The organism is Streptomyces sp. NPDC041205, assembly GCF_055591765.1.
The window spans coordinates 819,646-838,714 of the sequence record NZ_JBVIZH010000002.1; the positions used below are offsets into that span (position 1 = coordinate 819,646).

Genomic DNA, 19,069 nt, shown 5'->3' on the forward strand with positions numbered 1-19,069 from the left:
ATACAGCGCTCCCACCTGCGGAAACGCGGGTTTTCCAGGGGTTATCCCAGCACCATCCCAGCACGGGCGTTCTATCCCAGCACCATGCAGGACAGGCGCCCCATGTACACCTACGCAGCTCGGGCGCTGCCGCTCAAGCTCGCCTCTTCTGCCGGCTGGGACGTCGCGTCCGGGGATACAGGCCGCATGGCGTGCTGCAGAACATCCCGGCAGCGGTCCCAGGCACTGGGCAGCAGATGCCCGTAGATGTCGACCGTCGTCTTGACCGAACGGTGCCCCAGCCAACGCGAGACCTCGTGGATCGGCACACCGTTGGCCAGCGCCGTGGAGGCGAAGAAGTGCCGCAAGCTGCGGGGCGTGTACTTGGCATCGCCGTCCAGATCGACCAGGCCGGCCGAGAGGCATGCCTTCTTGAACTGGTAGCCGTAGGACGCGATGGACGGCATCACGCCAGCGCCAGGCTGACGTGGAGCAAAGAAGGTCTTGAGCCGAATCCGTTTCCCCTTCTGCCCAGTGAAGACGATGGGCACCGGCTTCCACTTCAGGAGGTGCGCATCGATCTCCTGCTCAACGAACAGGGCGGTTGGGACGTCTCGGCACTCCTTCTCCAGCCGATGCTTGAGCGGCACGAAGGGTGTCTGGCAGTCCTCACGGTGCGCCTTGGCACTCACCTGCCATCGAATCTTGACGTAGCCAGGCCGCCTGCACTCGGTGGAGAAGGCCAGGGCTTCGCTGGGGCGCTGGCCTGTTCCGGACTGGAGGTACACCGTGAGGCGGAAGCGTGGCGCAATGTGCGCAGCGATCAGATCGACCTCGGCTGACGTCGGAACTTCGTCCTCGTCCACCGCCAGCGCGTCCCTGCGGGAGATCCGGATACCCCGGGCCGGGTTCTCCGTGATGCGCTTGTCCACGACGGCCGCCTCCATGATGGCGGCGACCATCACCATCCGGTCGTTCACCGTCGATGCAGCCAGCCCTGCACCGCCTCGGTAGATGTCCTTGACGAACTTCTCAAAGTCCCGGCGCGCCAGCCCAGCCAGGGGCTTACGACCAAGGCTCGGCACGAGATGGTTGTGGATGAACCCTTCGTAGTTGCGGCGGGTTGGCTCACCAATGACTCGTCGATCAAGCCACTCTTCAGCCCAGACTGACAGGGAGATAGCGCCACGCGCAGGATCGATGCAGACGTGGGCATTCTTGTCTTTCCCCACCCCAGCGGCGAAGGCGTCCGCACCGTCCAGGCCGATCCTCCGCGGAAACGACTTCTCCCTCTGCCGCCCCTGCCTTCCACCCGGCTCCCGGTACCGCACGGTCCATGCGTGACGGCAGCGTGGACGCACGCACGGATAGTTTCGATCCCGGGTGTCCCCCTTGCACCTCTGAAAGACGCTCGCCATCCATGCTCCCTGCTATCTGACCCAGCACTGAAGATCGTTCCCCCTCCCTCCCAACCAGGCCAGACATTCGCTGCTAATCCACCTCTTTCGGCGAACCTCCAAGCTCTGTCTGTGATGCCGCTCACGGTGGCCACCAGGATGGAGGCGTCTTGAACGGACTGGAGCACTCCACTCTGAGCTGCGTCACCAGCTAGAGCACGAGGAGGGGCGAACCAAGTAGGTCGTGGCCGGATCCATTGGTGACGACCTTGCGCCGATGCGACGGATGTGGCGTAGATCTGTACGAAACTGGACCGCAACAGACGTCTCCCTGATCCCCGCTACACGACGAAGCGAGCCTCCCGTGCCACCCCGCCAGAAGAAGCAAGCCAAGCCGGAGGACATGAAGTCCATCCTCTGGAAGTCCGCCGACAAGCTGCGTGGCAGCCTGGATGCGGCCGAGTACAAGCACTTCGTACTCGGTCTGGTCTTCCTGAAGTACGTGTCGGACGCAATGGAAGAGAAGCGGGAGCTGCTGGAGGAGGAGCTGCGGGGTGGCGGCATGCTCGCCGAGATGGGACTGGAAGGTGCGGCCTCAGAAGAGCTGATCCGCAATACGGTCGAGGACCCGCTCCAGTACACCGGGGCCGGAATCTTCTATGTGCCGCCGACAGCACGGTGGAACGAGGTGCTGAAGCACGCCAAGGTGAGTACAGACGGGCCGAGCGTCGGTGAGGTCATCGACGGCGCGATGGGGACCATTGAGAAGTTCAACCGGCCTCTGAAGGACACCCTCCCGAGGATGTACAACAGTGGTCGAGTCGACGAGCCCACTCTCGCCGAACTAGTGCGGCTGCTCGACCAGTTGACCTTCCAGTCGCAGATCTCTCTGGACGGGAAGCGAGTAGGCGCGCGGGACCTGATGGGTGAGGTGTACGAGTACTTCCTCGCGCAGTTCGCACTCGCCGAGGGACGCAAGGGAGGGGAATACTTCACGCCGCCCTCGGTGGTACGGCTGCTCGTGGAGATGCTGGAGCCGAAGGAACGTGAGCGGGTACTCGACCCTGCGTGCGGATCGGGCGGCATGTTCGTGCAAGCCGAGAAGTTCGTGGAGACGCACGGCGGAAACCGCTTCAACGTATCGGTCTACGGTCAGGAACGGAACCAGACGACCTGGCGGCTCGCCAAGATGAACCTCGCCATCCACGGAATCGAGGTGGACCTGGGCGAGGAGCCCGCAGACTCCTTCCGTAACGACCAGCACGGTGACGTGAAGGCCGATGTGGTCCTCGCCAACCCGCCGTTCAACATCTCCGACTGGGGTGGCGAACTACTCGCCAGCGACGAGCGCTGGAAGTACGGTACCCCGCCGGCCAGCAACGCCAACTTCGCCTGGATCCAGCACATGGTCAGCAAGCTCGCGGTCGGCGGGCGGGCTGGAATCGTTCTGGCCAATGGGTCGATGAGCAGCAAGTCCGGCGGCGAAGGCGACATCCGACGCGCGATGGTCGAGGACGATCTGGTCGCCTGCATGGTGGCACTGCCGGGGCAGCTGTTCAGGTCGACGCAGATCCCAGCATGTCTGTGGTTCCTGGCCGAGGGAAAGGGGAAGCGGCCCGCCCGGTCGCCCTGGGTGTCTGCGGACCGCGCCGGCCAGGTCCTCTTCATCGACGCACGAGAGCTCGGCTTCATGGCCAGTCGGACGATGCGGGAGCTGAGCGAGGAGGAACTGGGGCGGATCGCAGGGACGTTCCGCTCTTGGCGCGGAGTCGAAGGCGAAGCCGAGTACGAGGACATCGCAGGCTTCTGCCGCAGCGTCACCCTGGACAAGCTACGCGAACACGATTTTGTGCTGACGCCAGGGCGGTATGTGGGGGTCGCGGAGGTCGCGGAGGACCCGGACGCAGAACCGGTGGAAGCGAAGATCGCTCGCCTTACGGTATTGCTGCGGGAGCAGTTTGCGGAATCGGAACGGCTAGCGAAAGCCGTGAACGAGCAGCTGGGGCGGATCTGATGAACGAAGCGGCGCGATGGACCATCAAGGAGCTCGCTGCGGCTGGACATCTGGAGTACGGCGATGGATATCGCACCAATAAGTCGGAACTCGGAACAGAAGGTCTCCCAATCCTCCGCGTGGCAGAGGTAATGAATGGGAAGATCACACCTACCTTCACTGAATTCGTGCGGCAAGATTTCCGCAGCGCAATGAGAAGGAAGGTCTCACAATCGGCGGACATCGTACTCACAACCAAGGGAACAGTGGGACGTGTCGCCATGATTCCTGACGTCTCGCCAGAATTCGTCTATAGCCCTCAAGTTTGCTTCTTTCGGACACTCAACGAAAAAGTAATTACCGCCAAGTACCTGTACTACTGGCTACGCAGCGACGATTTCCGACACCAATCTGCCGGCATGAAAGGGCAGACGGACATGGCGGACTACTTGAACCTGACCGATATCGGATCACTCAGGGTGTCCGCTCCTCCAATGGATGACCAGCGGGGCATCACCGAAGTCCTCGGAGCCCTGGACGCCAAGATCTCCGCCAATGAGCACATGCTCGACACCCTCAACGAATTGTGTTCAGCTTGGTACGAGCGCGTCATCAACTCCACAAATATTGATACCTCTCGCCGCACGCTGGCACAACTCGTCGACGGCGGATTCATGGCTCTCGGAGACGGATACCGAACCAAGCAGTCCGAACACGGCAAGCCCGGGATCCCGATCCTTCGGGTAGCCGATGTGGGACGCGGAATTATCACTCCCACTTATACCCATTTCGTCAGTAATTCATACCGGTCTTCCATGGGTCCGAAGGTATCTCAACGAGGCGACGTAATCCTGACAACGAAGGGAACTGTCGGTCGCGTAGCACTTATCGAAGCGAGCCACCCGGAATTCGTATACAGTCCACAAGTCTGCTATTTTCGTCTCGCAAATGAAAGCCCAGTCTCCCCCTTTTACCTGCTTCATTGGTTCCAGGGAAAGGAGTTCTGGAGTCAGGCAGGGGGACTCAAGGGCCAGACGGACATGGCCGACTATCTCAGTCTTCGCGATATCCGCTCGCTCCAAATCACCATCCCATCGCCTCCCGACCTCGCTAAGTTCGACAGGATTTGCAACCCGATGCAGGAGCAATCCGAGGCCGTACGTCGCGAGAACGACACCCTCGCCGCGTTGCGCGACACCCTGCTACCTCAGCTCATCACCGGAAAGATCCGCGTCAAGGACGCCGAACGCTTCGTGGAGGATGTCGCATGACCACCGACGGGGAGACGGGCGCTATGGAGATCGGCACGGCCGCTGGCCGTGCCATGTCTGAGGCGGACTGGGAGCAGCATGCACTCGAGCAGCTCGCCGAGCGTGGATGGCAGCACATTCGCGGCAAAGATCTCCGCCCCCGCGATGGGTACCGGAGAGGGTGGGACGACCTCATCCTCTACCCCCGGCTGCGCGCAGCCATCACGTCGCGCTACCCCGAACTGCCCTCGCCTGCAGTGGAGGACGCGATCGAGCGGCTACTCGACACCTACCCGGCAAACGAGGTCCGCCTGAGCTGGAGCTTCTACCAGAATCTGAAGGCTGGCGTGAAGGTGTCCTACACCAACCCCGTCACTCAGCAAGAACGGCATGTCACTGTCCGACCTGTCGATTTCACCAACCCTCACAGCAACGATCTCGTCGCTGCGAACCAGGTCCGCGTCAAGGGAGCCCGAGGACGCGTCTTCATATTCGACATCGTCCTGTACGTCAATGGAATCCCGCTCGCGATCATCGAGTTGAAGAGAGCGGGCGGCACGGACGATTCCCGTTCCGCATACGACCAGATCCAGAACTACCGCCGCGAGCTCAAACTCGACCGCGTCTTTCGTACGCTGCTCCTCTCGCTCGCGAGCGACGGGATAACCGCCCGCCTTGGCACCCCGCATACCCCCTGGCAGCACATGGCCCCCTGGCACGCGGAGGAGGACGGTACTCTCCTCCGCAAGCACGAGCGGAACGACGACCTGGCGCTCGACCGCATGGTCCACGGCGCACTCGAGCCCGATCGCTTCCTCGACCTGATCGCGAACTTCCTCTCGTTCTCCGCCGAGGGGATGGGTGGTGAGGTCGACACCGTAAAGCTTGCCAAGGCCCACCAGTATGTTGCGGTGAGGCAGGCGATCACCGCCACCGCCTCAGCCGTCGCCACTGACGGTCGGGCCGGCGTCATCTGGCATACCCAGGGCGCGGGCAAAAGCGAGGAGATGCTCTTCTACACAGGACTCGCCGCCACCATCCCCGAGGTCGCAAACCCCACGGTCCTGCTGCTCACAGATCGCATCGACCTGGACTCCCAGCTCTTCGACACCTTCGCGCAAAGCAAGAGCCTGGAAATGGTCAGCGGCAGCCCGAAGAAGGCAACCAAGGCCAGCCAGTTGCGCAAGCTACTGACCCGCCGAGCAGACAGCGGGGGCGTCGTCTTCTCAACGCTTCAGAAGTTCCGTGTGAGCGAAGAGGAACGGAAGGCCGGCGCCCGGCATCCCGTCATCACAGACCGACGTGACGTGATCGTTGTGGTCGACGAGGCCCACCGTAGCCACTATGACCTGGAGGATGGCTTCGCCCGAAACCTCCGCGACGCCCTCCCGAACGCCACCTTCATCGCCTTCACCGGCACCCCCATCGACAACCGGACTGGTTCCACTCACCAGGTCTTCGGGCCAACTATCCACACTTACGACCTCACACAGGCCGTCGACGACGGGGCGACCGTGCCCGTCTTCTATGAGCCGATCCTGCACAAGGTCAATCTCCCCGCAGGGATAGACCTGGACGAGCTCAACGCCAAGGCCGAAGGGCTCGTCGAAGGGCTCACTGCGGAAGAGCAAGCCCGGGCACGCAGCATTTTCGCCCGCTTCGAGGACCTAATCGGTGCCCCAGAACGTATTGGCTCCATCGCCGACACGATCCTCTCCCACTGGGACATCCGCCGCCAGGAGATGATCAAACTTACGGGCAGCCCCGGCAAGGCCATGATCGTCTGTTCCTCACGCCGTAACGCCGCCCGCCTCTTCCGAGCTCTCGCAGAACGCCGCGGGGAGTGGACCGGTACTCCCGACCCTGAGACGGAGCTCTACCCGGACGATTCCGGGAAGATCCGGGTGGTCTTCACCGGCAATCCCGGCAGGGACACGCCTGACATCGCAGACTACGTGCGCACCCCAACTCAGCTCAAGAAGATCCAAGACCGTGTGGGCAAACCTGAAGACGAACTTGAGTTGATCATCGTTCAGTCCTTGTGGCTGACAGGCTTCGACGCCCCTCCCCTGCACACCATGTACCTGGATCGCCGCATGCGCGGCGCCGCCCTCATGCAGGCCATCGCGCGCGTCAACCGCACCTGGGACGAGAAGCCCTCCGGCCTAGTGGTGGACTTCCTAGGCGTAGCCAGAGAACTCAAATACGCGCTGGCCACGTACTCGGAGGCCGACCAGGAGCAGGAGACTATCGGCGCGCACATCGCCGAGGCGGTCAAGTCTGTACGCGGCATGCACAGCAAAGTCGACGCTGTACTGCGGGGCTGCTCCTGGCGCACAGCTCTGCGGGATGTCGGACACCGCGAAGCACTTCGTGAAGCCCTGGACCTTCTGGAGACCGCCGAGCCTGCCCTGCCACCGGGCGAGCCCACCCGGGCACAGCGCTTCCTGCACTTCGGCCGCCTGCTCTCCCAGGCGTTCTCTCTCTGCCCCACCCATCCCGACGTGCAAGACCTGCTGCCCGACATCCACTTCTTCGCGACCCTGCGTACGACTTATCAGAAGCTGGCCGCGGAACATCGGCAGCAGCTCGGCCTGGCCACCGAAGCGGACGTTCGCCGCATGATCGAGCAGCTCAACGCTGAGATGGTGGCCGCGGACGGTGTCGTGGACATCTACGACGCCGCCGGCCTCACCAAACCCGATCTCTCTCACCTCGACGCGGGCTTCGTGCAGCAGTTGAGGGACAGCCGCCATCCGAACCTGGCGCTCAAGGCCCTGCGGGACGCCATCGCCCGCGAAATCCAGGAAGCGCACCCGAGCAACCTCACGCGACAGAAGGAGTACTCCGAAGCGATGAAGGCGGTGATGAACCGTTATCACAACGGCCTCATCGGCTCTGCCGAGGCAGCTCGACTCCTCGTCGAGATGGCCCAAGAGGTATCCGGTTCCCGCACGCTTGCTGCCGAACTCGGCTTGTCCGAACACGAGATGGCCTTCTACGACGCCATCGCGGCCAATCCGAAGGCCCTGGAAATGGGACAGGACATCCTGTCCAAGATCGCCCGCAAGCTGTACGAGCAGGTCGCGGGAGACGTCACTATTGACTGGCGCGTCAAGAGCCAAGCCCAGGATCGCATTCGCGCCAAGGTCAAACTGTTGCTCAACTTCTTCGGCTACCCCCCGGACGAGGAGCCGGACGCGGTCGACCGCGTCCTGAAGCAGACTGAGGTCATCGCGGACGATCTGGCCTGACGTCCGACCGCTACCAGCATGCGAACGCTGACGGTGAGGTCTGAATCTCGCCTAGTCAGAGGGCTGGGCGCGTCTCGGCGAGGAGCTGCCCGAAGCATCGGAGCCGAGGCAGATGGCAGTGTCAGCAGCTCATGAGAGGCTGACACTGCCATCCCCACTGGGGGAACAGAGGATCGGTAAGGAGGGCTGTGTGTACGTTACAGAGTTCGGCCTCTCCAGTGTCCGGGGTTTCCATGGAGCCCGTGCTGTTGACACACTCGCCCTGCCCCAGCCCGGCGATGGCGGCAGTTGGACTGTAGTCGCGGGACGCAACGGCTCCGGAAAGTCCACGTTCCTGCGCGCCTTGGCCCTTGCGCTCGCCGGCCCGCGAGTCGCTCGTACCCTCACCCAGAACTTCAGCGGCTGGATCACTACTGGTGAGACAGCCGCCTGGTGTCAGGCTGCTGTCTCACCTGACTACGCAGTCGACCAGCTCACCGGCCGAGGCCGCGGACCGGACGGCCGCATGCTGCTCGGTCTGGACTGGACGCTACCGAACGCCGACGACCTCCAGCACAACACCTTCGGCGGCGCCGTACAGCCCTCGCTATCCCCATACGACGGCGTCAAGTACGGGTCTCCGTCAGCCGAGCGTGGCCCCTGGTCTGACAATCCGCAAGGTTGGTTCTGTGCCGCATACGGCCCCTTCCGACGCCTGATGGGGGGCAGCGGGGAGGCCCAACGGCTCATGCTCTCGCCGGGACCCGCGGGACGGATGGCCTCGCTCTTCCACGAGGACGCCTCGCTCGCCGAGGGCGTCAGCTGGCTCAAGGAGCTGCGGCTGCGGAGTCTGGAGGGCAGCGAGGAGGCCACGCAGCTCCTGGATACCGTTAAGGAGCTACTCTCCGACGGCCTGCTGCCCAACAAGTATCGGGCACTGCGGGTCTCGTCCGAAGGACTGTGGGTGGCACCGGCCGACGCCCCAGACCGGGCCTATCCCCTAAGGGAGATGAGCGACGGTTTCCGAACCGTCGTGGCCCTGGTTCTCGACATAGTCCGACAACTCCAGACCGCTTACGGGACCCTTGATTCCGGGACCAACAGCACCGGCCGTCCAATCGTGCGGATGCCAGGAGTGGTCATCATCGACGAGGTGGATGCCCATCTGCACGTCACCTGGCAACGGGCGATCGGCGACTGGCTGAAGTGTCACTTTCCACGAATCCAGTTCATCGTGACCAGCCATAGCCCCTACGTCTGCCAGGCCGCTGATCCAGGTGGACTGATTCGGCTGCCGGGACCTGAGGAACAGCGTGCACCTGAGGTCGTAGCACCGGACCTGTACCAGCGGATCGTGTACGGCAGCGGCGAGGATGCCGTACTCTCCGAGCTTTTTGGCCTAGAGACCCCGTACTCCGAGCACGCAGACAACCTGCGAAAGCGGCTCGTGCATCTCGAAGAGAAGGTCTTCGATGAGGAAGCGAATGCCGACGAAGTCGCGGAGTACAAGGACCTGGCGGCCAAGCTGTCGAGTTCCCGCACCGCACGGGTATATGAGATGGCGGCGCACCTCGCAGGTGATGAATGATCCCCGTCCAGCGCCTGCCTGCCACTGACGCGATGACCAAGCTCTGCGACTTTCGCACAAAGAAGATCCAGGATGCAGGCGCTACAAGCAACGCAGCCGATGAGCAGTGGAAGGGGGCGCGAGCGGCCAGAAGACACATTAAAGGTCTACTGGAGCAGATGGCCCCCGGTCGTATTCGTTGCATGTACTGCCTGGATAACCAGGGAACGGACATCGACCACTTCGAGCCGAAGGCTCGTACCCCGCTTCGGACCTTTTCTTGGGACAACCATCTGCTGGCCTGCTCGCACTGCAACAGCAACGAGAAACGCCACCTCTTTCCCTGTGACCCCGAAACGGGCGCTTGCCTGCTCATCGACCCAACTGTGGACGACCCTGCGGATCATCTGAAGCTGCTGCCGAGGACGGGCGAGCTGAAATGCCGCACGCCTAAGGGTAGGCACAGCATCGAGGTCTTTGGGCTAAACCGCGACGAGCTACGGAAGGGCCGCGCGGACGCCTGCGAGATGTTCATCTCCGGACTCATCCGATGGCACGACCAGGTGCAGCTTGGAAGGACCGACGCTGCCACACGCACAGCCGTACGTCTGTACCGGGCAGACTTCCCAGAGGTACTCCGCACTCTGGAAAGCCTGGCGGGCACGCCTCTCGCGTCGGTTTTGGAGGACAGACACTTCCCTGAGGCGCTCTCCGCCTGGGCCGCTAGCCCGGGTCATCGGGGATGGATCCCTTCGATGCGCACAGGTCTCGGTGTCCCGCTTCCAACACACCGCTGAACTCTGTCGCAGGCATTCGGAGCACTGGGACGCGCTGGCGTGTGCCAACCAGTGAATCACCACTTCGGTGCGCCCCGCCTGCGGCGGTCGAGCGCCGCAGGCGGACTCGTTTTCCGGCGGAGCTAAACAACATGGAAGAAGGCGCGATACTCCCTGGCCACCAGCTCTACCTCACGGGAATACTTGTTGAGGTACTGCGTGACGGAGATAATCTCCCCGTTCGCCGCTATGCCCGCACACGCCTGTGCGTATGCGGACGGGTTCGCGAGTGAGGAGTAGCCGCGAGCGCCCTGCTCGTGTCGCACCCATATACGACGCTCATCGACTGCGGATGGCTCTGCTTGGCCTGGGCCGATCTTCTCCAAGAGCACGTACTGAAGCCCGAGAAGTTCCAGCAACTCTTGGTCACGCTCCCACAGGACTCCGCCGTACATGTTGCTCATCAGGACCAGAGAGTCCCGGTAGACGAGCCGTACCGCCGCAGGGAGGGACATGCCTCGACCGTTCCAGCACAAGGCGCCCCGCACTGAGCTGTGCTGCCCCTCATCGGATACGGCTTCCCCCATGACCATGGGCAGGAACTCCTCCAATCGGCTTGGCCATCCATGGATGATCGCTTGCAGGAGGTTGCAGGGGTTGTAGATGTGCAGGCCAATGTCCCCGTATCCGACCTTCTCACTCTTCTCATCAAGCCAACCGGCAACCAGCGACTCCCACACCGGGTTGCCGACCAAACTCTGTCGGATCTCTCTCCGGAAGCCTTGCCAGCGGCTTGCTACCCGCGGGCTCGCCGACCCCGTGTAGAGGACCTGACCGTCACCTCGATCATCCCCGGAGAGAAACCGAAATAGATCTCGGTCTTCAAAGGCCGCTGTGTCATCGAAAGCTCCAGTGCCTCGGAAGCCTTGAATGGCCCAGTTGGGATCGTCAGCAAGGTTGGTCATCAACCCCGGCCGAGCTCCTTCCATGTTCATGCCCCGTATCTCGCTGCGCGCCAGGCGGTTGCAGATCGCGCAGAGGGCCAGATACTCGGCAGGATGCTCGGCGGCGAACGGTTCTGGACCGTCATAACCGCTCAGAAGGTCCACCGATGCGCGTGCCTCATCGACGCGGCCTACCGCCAGGTAGAGGCCGAACGGGGCAGGGATCCATTGCTTCTGCGCCACGCGGTCGAAGTCCGCCGCCAGTAGATCCAGCGCTCCGAGATCGGCGGCAACCTTGCTGATGAGATTCCAGCCGTGCAACCGCTGTTCCTCCGTCTTGAAGAAGAACAGGTTGTGAATGGGGGTGATGCGAGGCTCGAAGGCTCGCGGCAGCAGTTGTACCCGCTCGGCAGCGATGGGCTGACCATCATCATCCAGGAGGAGACGGTAGCCACGAAGGTCATGGCTCCAGTCTCGCGCTGCGTTGCTGACGGCAGTCAGCAACTCCTCCCAGTCATCTGGCATTGCCACGATCACAGCTCGGATACGGTCAGGGGCGAGGTTCTTCTCCCGACAGAGGAGTTCGGCGTACTTGTTCACTTCATGTAGGGCCTGCCGCGCGCTGGACCGCGACCGCTTCAGCTCGACGACCACCCACATCTGGTGACGGTCTCGAGCCAAGATGTCGATGCTGCCCTTGGTGCCGTGGGCATTGGGCAGGGGGAACTCCTTGAGTTGAACCGGCCGGAGGCCCGGCTCGATCAACTCCAAGTTACGTACGAGCGCTTCACGCAGCTCGTGTTCAAGTGGCGGCCGCATGATCGAAGGCTAAGCCGTAGGGCTGACAACAGCCCTACGGTTGTGGACGATTGGCGAGACACTTGCTCGCGGCATCAGGTCTTCCAGTGAAGAGACCTAACCTGTCACGGCGCTCGCCAGAGATGGAAGCTCCCGGCGGCTGATGTTCCATCTCGCCTTGACTCAGCACTCAAGCCGCACAAGACGCTCTGGGACCTTAAGCGAGCTGACATGCATCGCATCATCGAGAAGTACGGCACTCAGCCGTCAATCTGGCACAGCTAGGGCCAATGCGGAGACGACAGGGGTCGAGCTCAAGAGAGCTCGACCCCTACTCTGCACGTCAAACGAAGTGCATCAACGTTCAGTAATCAATCGATTACACGTTGAAGCGGAACTCCACCACATCCCCGTCCTGCATCACATACTCCTTGCCCTCCATGCGCGCCTTGCCCGCCGAGCGGGCGTCGGCGACCGAGCCGGTTTCCACCAGGTCGGCGAAGGAGATGACCTCGGCCTTGATGAAGCCCTTCTGGAAGTCGGTGTGGATGACGCCGGCTGCCTCGGGGGCCGTCGCGCCCTGCTTGATGGTCCAGGCGCGGGACTCCTTGGGGCCTGCCGTGAGGTAGGTCTGGAGGCCGAGGGTGCGGAAGCCGACGTGGGCGAGGGTGGCGAGGCCGGGCTCCTCCTGGCCGACGGACTGGAGGAGCTCGAGGGCCTCCTCGTCGTCCAGCTCGGCGAGGTCCGCCTCCAGCTTGGCGTTGAGGAAGATCGCCTCGGCCGGGGCGACCAGTGCGCGCTGCTCGGCCTTGAAGTCGTCGTCGGTCAGCTCGTCCTCGTCGACGTTGAAGACGTAGAGGAAGGGCTTGGTGGTGAGGAGGTGCAGGTCGTGCAGGAGCTCCGCGCGCTCCGAGCCCTGGACGATGCCCTGCGAGAAGAGGGTGTCGCCCTTCTCCAGGATCTCCTTGGCCGCCTCGACCGCCGCCACCTTCGGGGCGATGTCCTTCTTGATGCGCGACTCCTTCTGGAGGCGCGGCAGGACCTTCTCGATCGTCTGGAGGTCCGCGAGGATCAGCTCGGTGTTGATCGTCTCGATGTCGTCCTTGGGCGAGACCTTGCCGTCGACGTGCACGACGTTCTCGTCCTTGAAGGCGCGGATGACCTGGCAGATCGCGTCGGACTCGCGGATGTTCGCGAGGAACTTGTTGCCCAGGCCCTCGCCCTCGCTCGCGCCGCGCACGATGCCCGCGATGTCGACGAAGTCGACGGTGGCCGGGAGGATCTTCTGGGAGCTGAAGATCTCGGCGAGCTTGGTGAGGCGGGGGTCGGGGACGCCGACCACGCCCACGTTCGGCTCGATCGTCGCGAACGGGTAGTTGGCCGCAAGGACGTCGTTCTTGGTCAGGGCGTTGAACAGGGTCGACTTGCCGACGTTGGGCAGACCGACGATTCCGATCGTGAGCGACACGTTGCGACTTCCCGTACGTGAGGACTGGAGGACTGGCAGAGGGCTCTGTCAGGGACTGGCTGGGGTGACAGGGGCTGGCTGGCCTCCCGGGAGGGTCGGCGGTGCTGCGCGCTGTCCTCGTCGTCCGGGGCGATCCACCAGTCTGGCGATCCACCAGTCTACGGCGTGTCGCGCCCCGCCCCCGTACCCGCCCGGAGCCGCCGTCGGGCCCCGCTCCGGGGCCCCCGCGCCCCCGCCCCGTACCGCCGCCCTGTCGAACGCATCGCCAAGCTCGGCCAAAACGCGTGTCCCAATACGGTATGACCACCCGGGCCGACCTAGGTTGGACCGGTGGAGCAACACAGGACCCGTCCCCCGGGCGCAAGGCCGCGCCGCACCGCGCCGCTGCCCGAACAAGGCAGCCCCGCGGAGCCCCCCGTACCCCGTACCCCGCCGGGCCCCCGCAGGCCCGCCTCGCCGCTCGTCCGCGTCCTGCGCAGAACGCCGGTGTACCGCAGGGTCAGCCGGATGCCGCTGTACCGGAAGCTGCGCCGGATGCCCAATCCGCGACTGACCGGGCTCGGCAGCGGGCTCTTCGCCGCGGCCGTGATGTTCGTGCTCGCGTGCCTGCTCCGGCTGCTCTTCGGCGGCTCGCTCGTCGCGTACGGCGTGCTGTTCCTGCCCGTGAGCGCCCTGACCGCGCTGTGGGTGCGGCCCGCCGACCTGGTCACCGCGCCCGTCGCGGTGCCGATCGCGTTCGCGGCCGGGGTGCTGCCGATCTCCGGCGGCACCGACGGCTTCGGCGGTCAGTTCATGGGGCTGCTGACGTCGCTGGCGCTGCACGCGGGCTGGCTGTACGGCGGGACGCTGGTCGCCGGTGTCATCGTGACCGTGCGCAAGGTCAAGCTCATGAACCGGCGGCGCCAGCAGCGGCAGTGGAAGGAACAGCAGCAGCGACGGGGTGGGCGGGTGCGGCCGCCGCAGCGGCGGGTGCCCGCCTCCTAGGAGGCCTGGTCGGCCGCGAGGTGTGCGGGCCCGTGGGCTACGCCCCCTGCCCGTCCGCCCGCGCCGCCATCGCCGCGCCCACGATGCCCGCGTTGTTCTGCAGCTCCGCCGGGACGATCTCGGCCTCGATGCCCTTGATCAGGGGCAGGAACTTGTGGGCCTTGCGGCTCACGCCGCCCCCGATGATGAACAGCTCGGGCGAGAACAGCATCTCGACGTGCGCCAGATACTTCTGGACGCGGTGCGCCCAGTGCTCCCAGGTCAGGTCCTCGTCCTCGCGGGCCTTGGAGGAGGCCTTCTTCTCCGCGTCGTGGCCGTGCAGCTCCAGGTGGCCCAGCTCGGTGTTCGGCACGAGGTGGCCGCCGGTGAAGACGGCGCTGCCGATGCCCGTGCCGAGGGTGAGCGTGATGACCGTGCCCGTGCGGCCGCGGCCCGCGCCGAAGTGCATCTCGGCGACGCCCGCCGCGTCCGCGTCGTTCAGGACGGTCACCGGGGCGCCGCCGATGCGCTCGGAGATCAGGCTGCGGATGTCCGTGCCGATCCAGCTCTTGTCGACGTTCGCCGCCGTGCGCGCCGCGCCGTCCATGATCACGCCCGGGAACGTGGCGCCGACCGGGCCGGTCCAGCCGAAGTGCTCGACGACCTCGCGCACGCCCTCGACCACGCCCTCGGGCGTGGCCGGCTGCGGCGTCAGCACCTTGTGCCGCTCCTGGGCCAGGTCCCCGCGCTCCAGGTCGACGGGTGCCCCCTTGATCCCGGATCCGCCGATGTCCACACCGAAGATCTGCATGGACCCCACGTTACGACGCCGGACTGACAGGCACGCCCCGGTTGGACCGGTCGGCCCGCTTGGACCGATCGCCCCGGCCGCCCCGGTCTGCCCGATCGCCCCGATCGCCCCGGTCGGCCCAGTCGCCCCGGCCCGTCGCCCCGCGGGCTACTTCTTCGCGGACAGCTCCGCCGCCTCGGCGCGCAGGTCGCGGCGCAGTTCCTTGGGCAGCGAGAAGGTGATCGACTCGTCGGCCGTCTTCACCGTCTCCACGTCCGCGTACCCCCGCTCGGCCAGCCACTCCAGGACGCCGTCCACCAGGACGTCCGGGACGGACGCGCCCGAGGTCAGGCCGACCGTGGTCACGCCGTCGAGCCAGGCCTCGTCGATCTCCCCGGCGTTGTCCACCAGGTGCGACGCGGGCACGCCCGCCTCCAGGGCGACCTCGACCATGCGGATGGAGTTCGAGGAGTTCTTGGAGCCGACGACGATGACCAGCTCGGCGTCCTCCGCGAGCTTCTTCACCGCGGTCTGGCGGTTCTGCGTGGCGTAGCAGATGTCGTCGCTCGGCGGCGAGAGGAGGTTCGGGAACTTGCCCTTCAGGGCGTCGACCGTCTCCATCGTCTCGTCCACGGAGAGCGTGGTCTGGGAGAGCCAGACGACCTTGTCCGGGTCGCGCACCTCGACGTTGGCGACGTCCTCGGGGCCGTCGACGAGCGTGATGTGGTCGGGGGCCTCACCGGACGTGCCGATGACCTCCTCGTGCCCCTCGTGGCCGATCAGGAGGATGTCGAAGTCCTCCTTGGCGAACCGCACCGCTTCCTTGTGGACCTTGGTGACCAGCGGGCAGGTCGCGTCGATCGTGGCGAGACTGCGCTCGGCGGCCTCCGTGTGGACGGTCGGCGCCACGCCGTGCGCGGAGAACATCACGATGGAGCCCTCCGGCACCTCCTCCACCTGGTCGACGAAGATGGCGCCCTTCTTCTCCAGGGTCTGCACGACGTACTTGTTGTGGACGATCTCGTGGCGGACGTAGATCGGGGCCCCGTACTGCTCCAGGGCCTTCTCGACGGCGATCACGGCACGGTCCACACCCGCGCAGTAGCCACGGGGAGCGGCGAGCAGGACACGGCGGGAGCCAGGCGTTGCAGTCATACGGACCATCGTAAGGCCGCGTACGACAGGTCAAAGATCGCCTCAGTGGGGAGACTGGGAGCCACTGCGTGACCAGCGGAGGCACCCGGAGGCTCGATGTCCGCCCACACGACGAATGCGCCCCTGCCGCCCGACGGGGAACCCTCGGCCGACGGCGAGGGGCTGAGACGGAGCCTCGGCTTCCGGGACCTGGTCGTCTACGGTCTGCTGTTCATCGCCCCGATGGCCCCGGTCGGCGTCTTCGGGACGCTCGACGCGAAGTCGCACGGCGCGGTGGCACTGGTGTACGTCATCGCGACGATCGCCATGGCGTTCACCGCCTTCAGCTACGCCCAGATGGTGAAGGTGGTCCCCCAGGCGGGTTCCGTGTTCGCCTACGCGCGCGTGGGGCTCGGCAACGGGCCCGGGTTCATCGCGGGCTGGATGGCGATGCTGGACTACCTGCTGATCCCGGCCGTCGCGTACCTCTTCTCCGGGATCGCCATGCACGAGCTGGTGCCGTCGGTGTCCCGGTGGGTGTGGACGGCGATCGCGGTGGCCCTGACGACGGCCCTGAACCTGTGGGGCGTACGGCCCGCAGCGCGGGTCGGGTTCGCGGTGCTCGCGCTGGAGATCGTCGTCCTGCTGGTGTTCGTGGTGTCGGCCGTCGTGGTGCTCGCGCGGGACGGGGCGGAGCGGGGGTGGCTCTCACCGCTGACGGGTGACGGTACGCAAGGGGCGTTCGCGTTGTCGGCGGTGGTCGGGGCCGTGTCCGTGGCCGTCCTGTCCTATCTCGGCTTCGACGCGATCGCCTCGTTCGCGGAGGAGGTGACGGGCGGCTCGGCGAAGGTGGCGCGGGCCGTGCTGTTCTGTCTGGCTCTCACGGGTGTGCTGTTCGTCCTCCAGACGTATCTGGTGGCGCTGCTGTCCCCGGTCTCCTCGGCCGACCTCGCCGCCAACCCCGGTGACCAGGGGTCCGCCTTCTACTCCTCCGTGGACGCGGCCGTCGGGGACTGGCTGCACGACCTGGTGGCCGTCAGCAAGGCGATCGGGGCGGCGTTCGCGGCGCTCGCCGGGCAGGCGGCCGCGGGACGGCTGCTGTTCGCGATGGCGCGGGAACGGCGGCTGCCGCGGCTGCTGTCGAAGACGGAGTCGGGTACGCCGCGGGTCGCGCTCCTCTGCGCCGCCGTCGTCACGCTCGTGGCCGCCGTGTGGGCGGCCCGGCGGGACGACGGCATGGACCATCTGGTGTCGGTGGTCGACATCGGGGCGCTGACGGCCTTCTTCCTGCTGCACGCGAGCGTGGTGGGCTGGTTCGCGGTGCGGCGGCGGGGTGGCGAGGTGAGCTGGTGGCGGCACGTCCTCGTGCCCGTGCTCGGTGCGGCGATCGTCGTCGCCGTCATCGTGGAGGCGTCCGGCTCGGCGCAGGTGGTGGGCGCGATCTGGCTGGGGGTGGGCCTGGTGGTGCTGGCTGTCCAGGGGGCTCGGGGCAGGCCGCCGGTTCCGTAGCGGGCGCTGTCGGTGGGGGCCGATACGCTCGGCTCATGGGTCTCAATACGTCCGCTGACGCGCCGCTCCCCGTGGGTGAGGTGTCCCGGCTCATCGGGGGCTGGATCGACCGGCTCGGAGCGATCTGGGTCGAGGGGCAGATCACGCAGTTGTCGCGGCGCCCGGGGGCGGGCGTGGTGTTCATGACGCTGCGCGACCCGTCGCACGACATCTCCGTGAGCGTCACGTGCTACCGCCAGGTGTTCGACGCGATCGCGGACGTCGTGTCGGAGGGCGCCCGCGTCGTGGTGCACGCCAAGCCGGAGTGGTACGCGCCACGGGGCCAGCTGTCCCTGCGGGCGGCGGAGATCAAGCCGGTCGGCGTCGGGGAGCTGCTGGCCCGCCTGGAGCAGCTGAAGAAGTCGCTCGCCGCCGAGGGCCTGTTCGCGCCGGACCGCAAGAAGCCGCTGCCGTTCCTGCCGCAGCTCATCGGCCTGGTCTGCGGCCGCGCCTCGGCCGCGGAGCGGGACGTCCTGGAGAACGCCCGGCACCGCTGGCCGGCCGTCCGCTTCGAGGTGCGCAACGTCCCGGTGCAGGGCGTGCACGCCGTCCCCCAGGTGGTGCAGGCGGTGAAGGAGCTGGACGCGCTCGACGAGGTCGACGTGATCGTCGTCGCGCGCGGCGGCGGCAGCGTGGAGGACCTGCTGCCGTTCTCCGACGAGCAGCTGGTGCGCACGGTGGCCTCGTGCCGTACGCCCGTGGTGTCCGCGATCGGCCACGAACCCGACACCCCCCTCCTCGACTACGTGGCCGACCTGCGCGCCTCGACCCCCACGGACGCGGCGAAGAAGGTCGTGCCGGACGTCGGCGAGGAGTACGAGCGCGTGGCGTTCCTGCGGGACCGCGCGCGCCGCAGCGTCGAGGCGTTCCTTGACCGCGAGGAGCGCGGCCTGGCGCACGCCCTGGCCCGCCCCTGCATGGAGCATCCGCACCGCATGGTCGAGGACCGCGAGGAGCAGATCACGGCGTACGCGGACCGGGCGCGCCGCACGCTCGGCCACCTCCTGGACCGCGCGGAGTCGGAGCTGACCCACACGCACGCGCGCGTGGTGGCCCTCTCCCCCGCCGCCACCCTCCAGCGGGGGTACGCGGTGCTGCAGAAGAGGACGGCGGACGGGGGCGGCGGCGCGGTGGTCCGGGCGGCCGACGAGGTGGCCTCCGGCGAGGAGCTGCGGGCCCGGGTCGCCGACGGCGAATTCACGGTACGAGTCGACATCTAGGGTGGGCGC

Annotated in this window: 13 protein-coding genes; 8 read left to right on the forward strand and 5 right to left on the reverse strand. The window is 65.7% G+C overall.

Annotated features, from left to right (window positions below; all coding sequences use genetic code 11):
- Positions 1-110: 110 nt before the first annotated feature.
- Positions 111-1,211 carry a tyrosine-type recombinase/integrase gene (locus tag ACZ6BG_RS10610; protein ID WP_468999542.1) on the reverse strand — a complete coding sequence of 367 codons (1,101 nt, stop codon included), beginning with the start codon at positions 1,209-1,211 and terminating at the stop codon, positions 111-113.
- A gap of 529 nt (positions 1,212-1,740) precedes the next feature.
- Here ACZ6BG_RS10610 and ACZ6BG_RS10615 point away from each other — a divergent pair.
- The 5 genes from ACZ6BG_RS10615 to ACZ6BG_RS10635 all read left to right on the forward strand — a co-directional run bounded on the left by ACZ6BG_RS10615 (position 1,741) and on the right by ACZ6BG_RS10635 (position 10,216).
- A complete protein-coding gene (locus tag ACZ6BG_RS10615) occupies positions 1,741-3,390 on the forward strand; it encodes a class I SAM-dependent DNA methyltransferase (RefSeq protein WP_468999543.1) in 1,650 nt (549 codons plus the stop codon).
- Positions 3,390-4,640: a restriction endonuclease subunit S gene (locus ACZ6BG_RS10620; RefSeq protein ID WP_468999544.1), complete on the forward strand. Its 1,251-nt coding sequence runs from the start codon at positions 3,390-3,392 to the stop codon at positions 4,638-4,640. Before ACZ6BG_RS10615 ends, ACZ6BG_RS10620 begins: the two co-directional genes overlap by 1 nt.
- Positions 4,637-7,873: a type I restriction endonuclease subunit R gene (locus ACZ6BG_RS10625; protein WP_468999545.1), complete on the forward strand. Its 3,237-nt coding sequence runs from the start codon at positions 4,637-4,639 to the stop codon at positions 7,871-7,873. Before ACZ6BG_RS10620 ends, ACZ6BG_RS10625 begins: the two co-directional genes overlap by 4 nt.
- 505 nt (positions 7,874-8,378) lie before the next feature.
- The gene (locus tag ACZ6BG_RS10630) at positions 8,379-9,440 is read left to right on the forward strand and encodes an AAA family ATPase (RefSeq protein WP_468999546.1); all 1,062 of its coding nucleotides are present in this window, start codon (positions 8,379-8,381) and stop codon (positions 9,438-9,440) included.
- A 182-nt stretch (positions 9,441-9,622) separates the two neighbouring features.
- Positions 9,623-10,216, forward strand: a complete 594-nt coding sequence (locus ACZ6BG_RS10635) for an HNH endonuclease family protein (RefSeq protein WP_469000202.1) — start codon at positions 9,623-9,625, stop codon at positions 10,214-10,216.
- A 122-nt stretch (positions 10,217-10,338) separates the two neighbouring features.
- On the opposite strand, the gene ACZ6BG_RS10640 is transcribed toward ACZ6BG_RS10635, so the two are convergent.
- The gene (locus tag ACZ6BG_RS10640; protein WP_468999547.1) at positions 10,339-11,958 is read right to left on the reverse strand and encodes an endonuclease NucS domain-containing protein; all 1,620 of its coding nucleotides are present in this window, start codon (positions 11,956-11,958) and stop codon (positions 10,339-10,341) included.
- Positions 11,959-12,316: 358 nt separating this feature from the next.
- Positions 12,317-13,405, reverse strand: a complete 1,089-nt coding sequence (gene ychF / locus ACZ6BG_RS10645; RefSeq protein WP_468451368.1) for a redox-regulated ATPase YchF — start codon at positions 13,403-13,405, stop codon at positions 12,317-12,319.
- 507 nt (positions 13,406-13,912) lie between these two features.
- Between ychF and ACZ6BG_RS10650 the strand changes: the two genes are divergently transcribed.
- A complete protein-coding gene (locus ACZ6BG_RS10650) occupies positions 13,913-14,389 on the forward strand; it encodes a DUF6542 domain-containing protein (protein WP_468999548.1) in 477 nt (158 codons plus the stop codon).
- Between the two features lie 37 nt (positions 14,390-14,426).
- Here the strand turns inward: ACZ6BG_RS10650 and ppgK are convergent, their stop codons facing one another.
- A complete protein-coding gene (gene ppgK, locus ACZ6BG_RS10655) occupies positions 14,427-15,179 on the reverse strand; it encodes a polyphosphate--glucose phosphotransferase (protein WP_468999549.1) in 753 nt (250 codons plus the stop codon).
- Positions 15,180-15,326: 147 nt separating this feature from the next.
- Positions 15,327-16,322 (reverse strand): 4-hydroxy-3-methylbut-2-enyl diphosphate reductase, encoded by a 996-nt coding sequence (locus ACZ6BG_RS10660; protein WP_468999550.1) that lies wholly within the window; start codon positions 16,320-16,322, stop codon positions 15,327-15,329.
- An 87-nt stretch (positions 16,323-16,409) separates the two neighbouring features.
- On the opposite strand from ACZ6BG_RS10660, the gene ACZ6BG_RS10665 reads away from it, so the two are divergent.
- On the forward strand, positions 16,410-17,801 hold the full coding sequence (locus tag ACZ6BG_RS10665; protein ID WP_468999551.1) for an APC family permease: 1,392 nt from the start codon (positions 16,410-16,412) through the stop codon (positions 17,799-17,801).
- A 35-nt stretch (positions 17,802-17,836) separates the two neighbouring features.
- The gene (xseA, locus tag ACZ6BG_RS10670; protein WP_468451358.1) at positions 17,837-19,060 is read left to right on the forward strand and encodes an exodeoxyribonuclease VII large subunit; all 1,224 of its coding nucleotides are present in this window, start codon (positions 17,837-17,839) and stop codon (positions 19,058-19,060) included.
- Positions 19,061-19,069 lie beyond the last annotated feature (9 nt).

Excerpts from the sequence above, each read along its gene's own strand:
- ACZ6BG_RS10635 (WP_469000202.1), top strand. The coding sequence starts at position 9,623 with ATGTACTGCCTGGATAACCAGGGAACGGACATCGACCACTTCGAGCCG.
- xseA (WP_468451358.1), top strand. The coding sequence starts at position 17,837 with ATGGGTCTCAATACGTCCGCTGACGCGCCGCTCCCCGTGGGTGAGGTG.
- ACZ6BG_RS10660 (WP_468999550.1), bottom strand. The coding sequence starts at position 16,322 with ATGGTCCGTATGACTGCAACGCCTGGCTCCCGCCGTGTCCTGCTCGCC.
- ppgK (WP_468999549.1), bottom strand. The coding sequence starts at position 15,179 with ATGCAGATCTTCGGTGTGGACATCGGCGGATCCGGGATCAAGGGGGCA.
- ACZ6BG_RS10640 (WP_468999547.1), bottom strand. The coding sequence starts at position 11,958 with ATGCGGCCGCCACTTGAACACGAGCTGCGTGAAGCGCTCGTACGTAAC.
- ACZ6BG_RS10650 (WP_468999548.1), top strand. The coding sequence starts at position 13,913 with ATGCCGCTGTACCGGAAGCTGCGCCGGATGCCCAATCCGCGACTGACC.
- ACZ6BG_RS10620 (WP_468999544.1), top strand. The coding sequence starts at position 3,390 with ATGAACGAAGCGGCGCGATGGACCATCAAGGAGCTCGCTGCGGCTGGA.
- ACZ6BG_RS10665 (WP_468999551.1), top strand. The coding sequence starts at position 16,410 with ATGTCCGCCCACACGACGAATGCGCCCCTGCCGCCCGACGGGGAACCC.
- ACZ6BG_RS10630 (WP_468999546.1), top strand. The coding sequence starts at position 8,379 with ATGCTGCTCGGTCTGGACTGGACGCTACCGAACGCCGACGACCTCCAG.
- ACZ6BG_RS10625 (WP_468999545.1), top strand. The coding sequence starts at position 4,637 with ATGACCACCGACGGGGAGACGGGCGCTATGGAGATCGGCACGGCCGCT.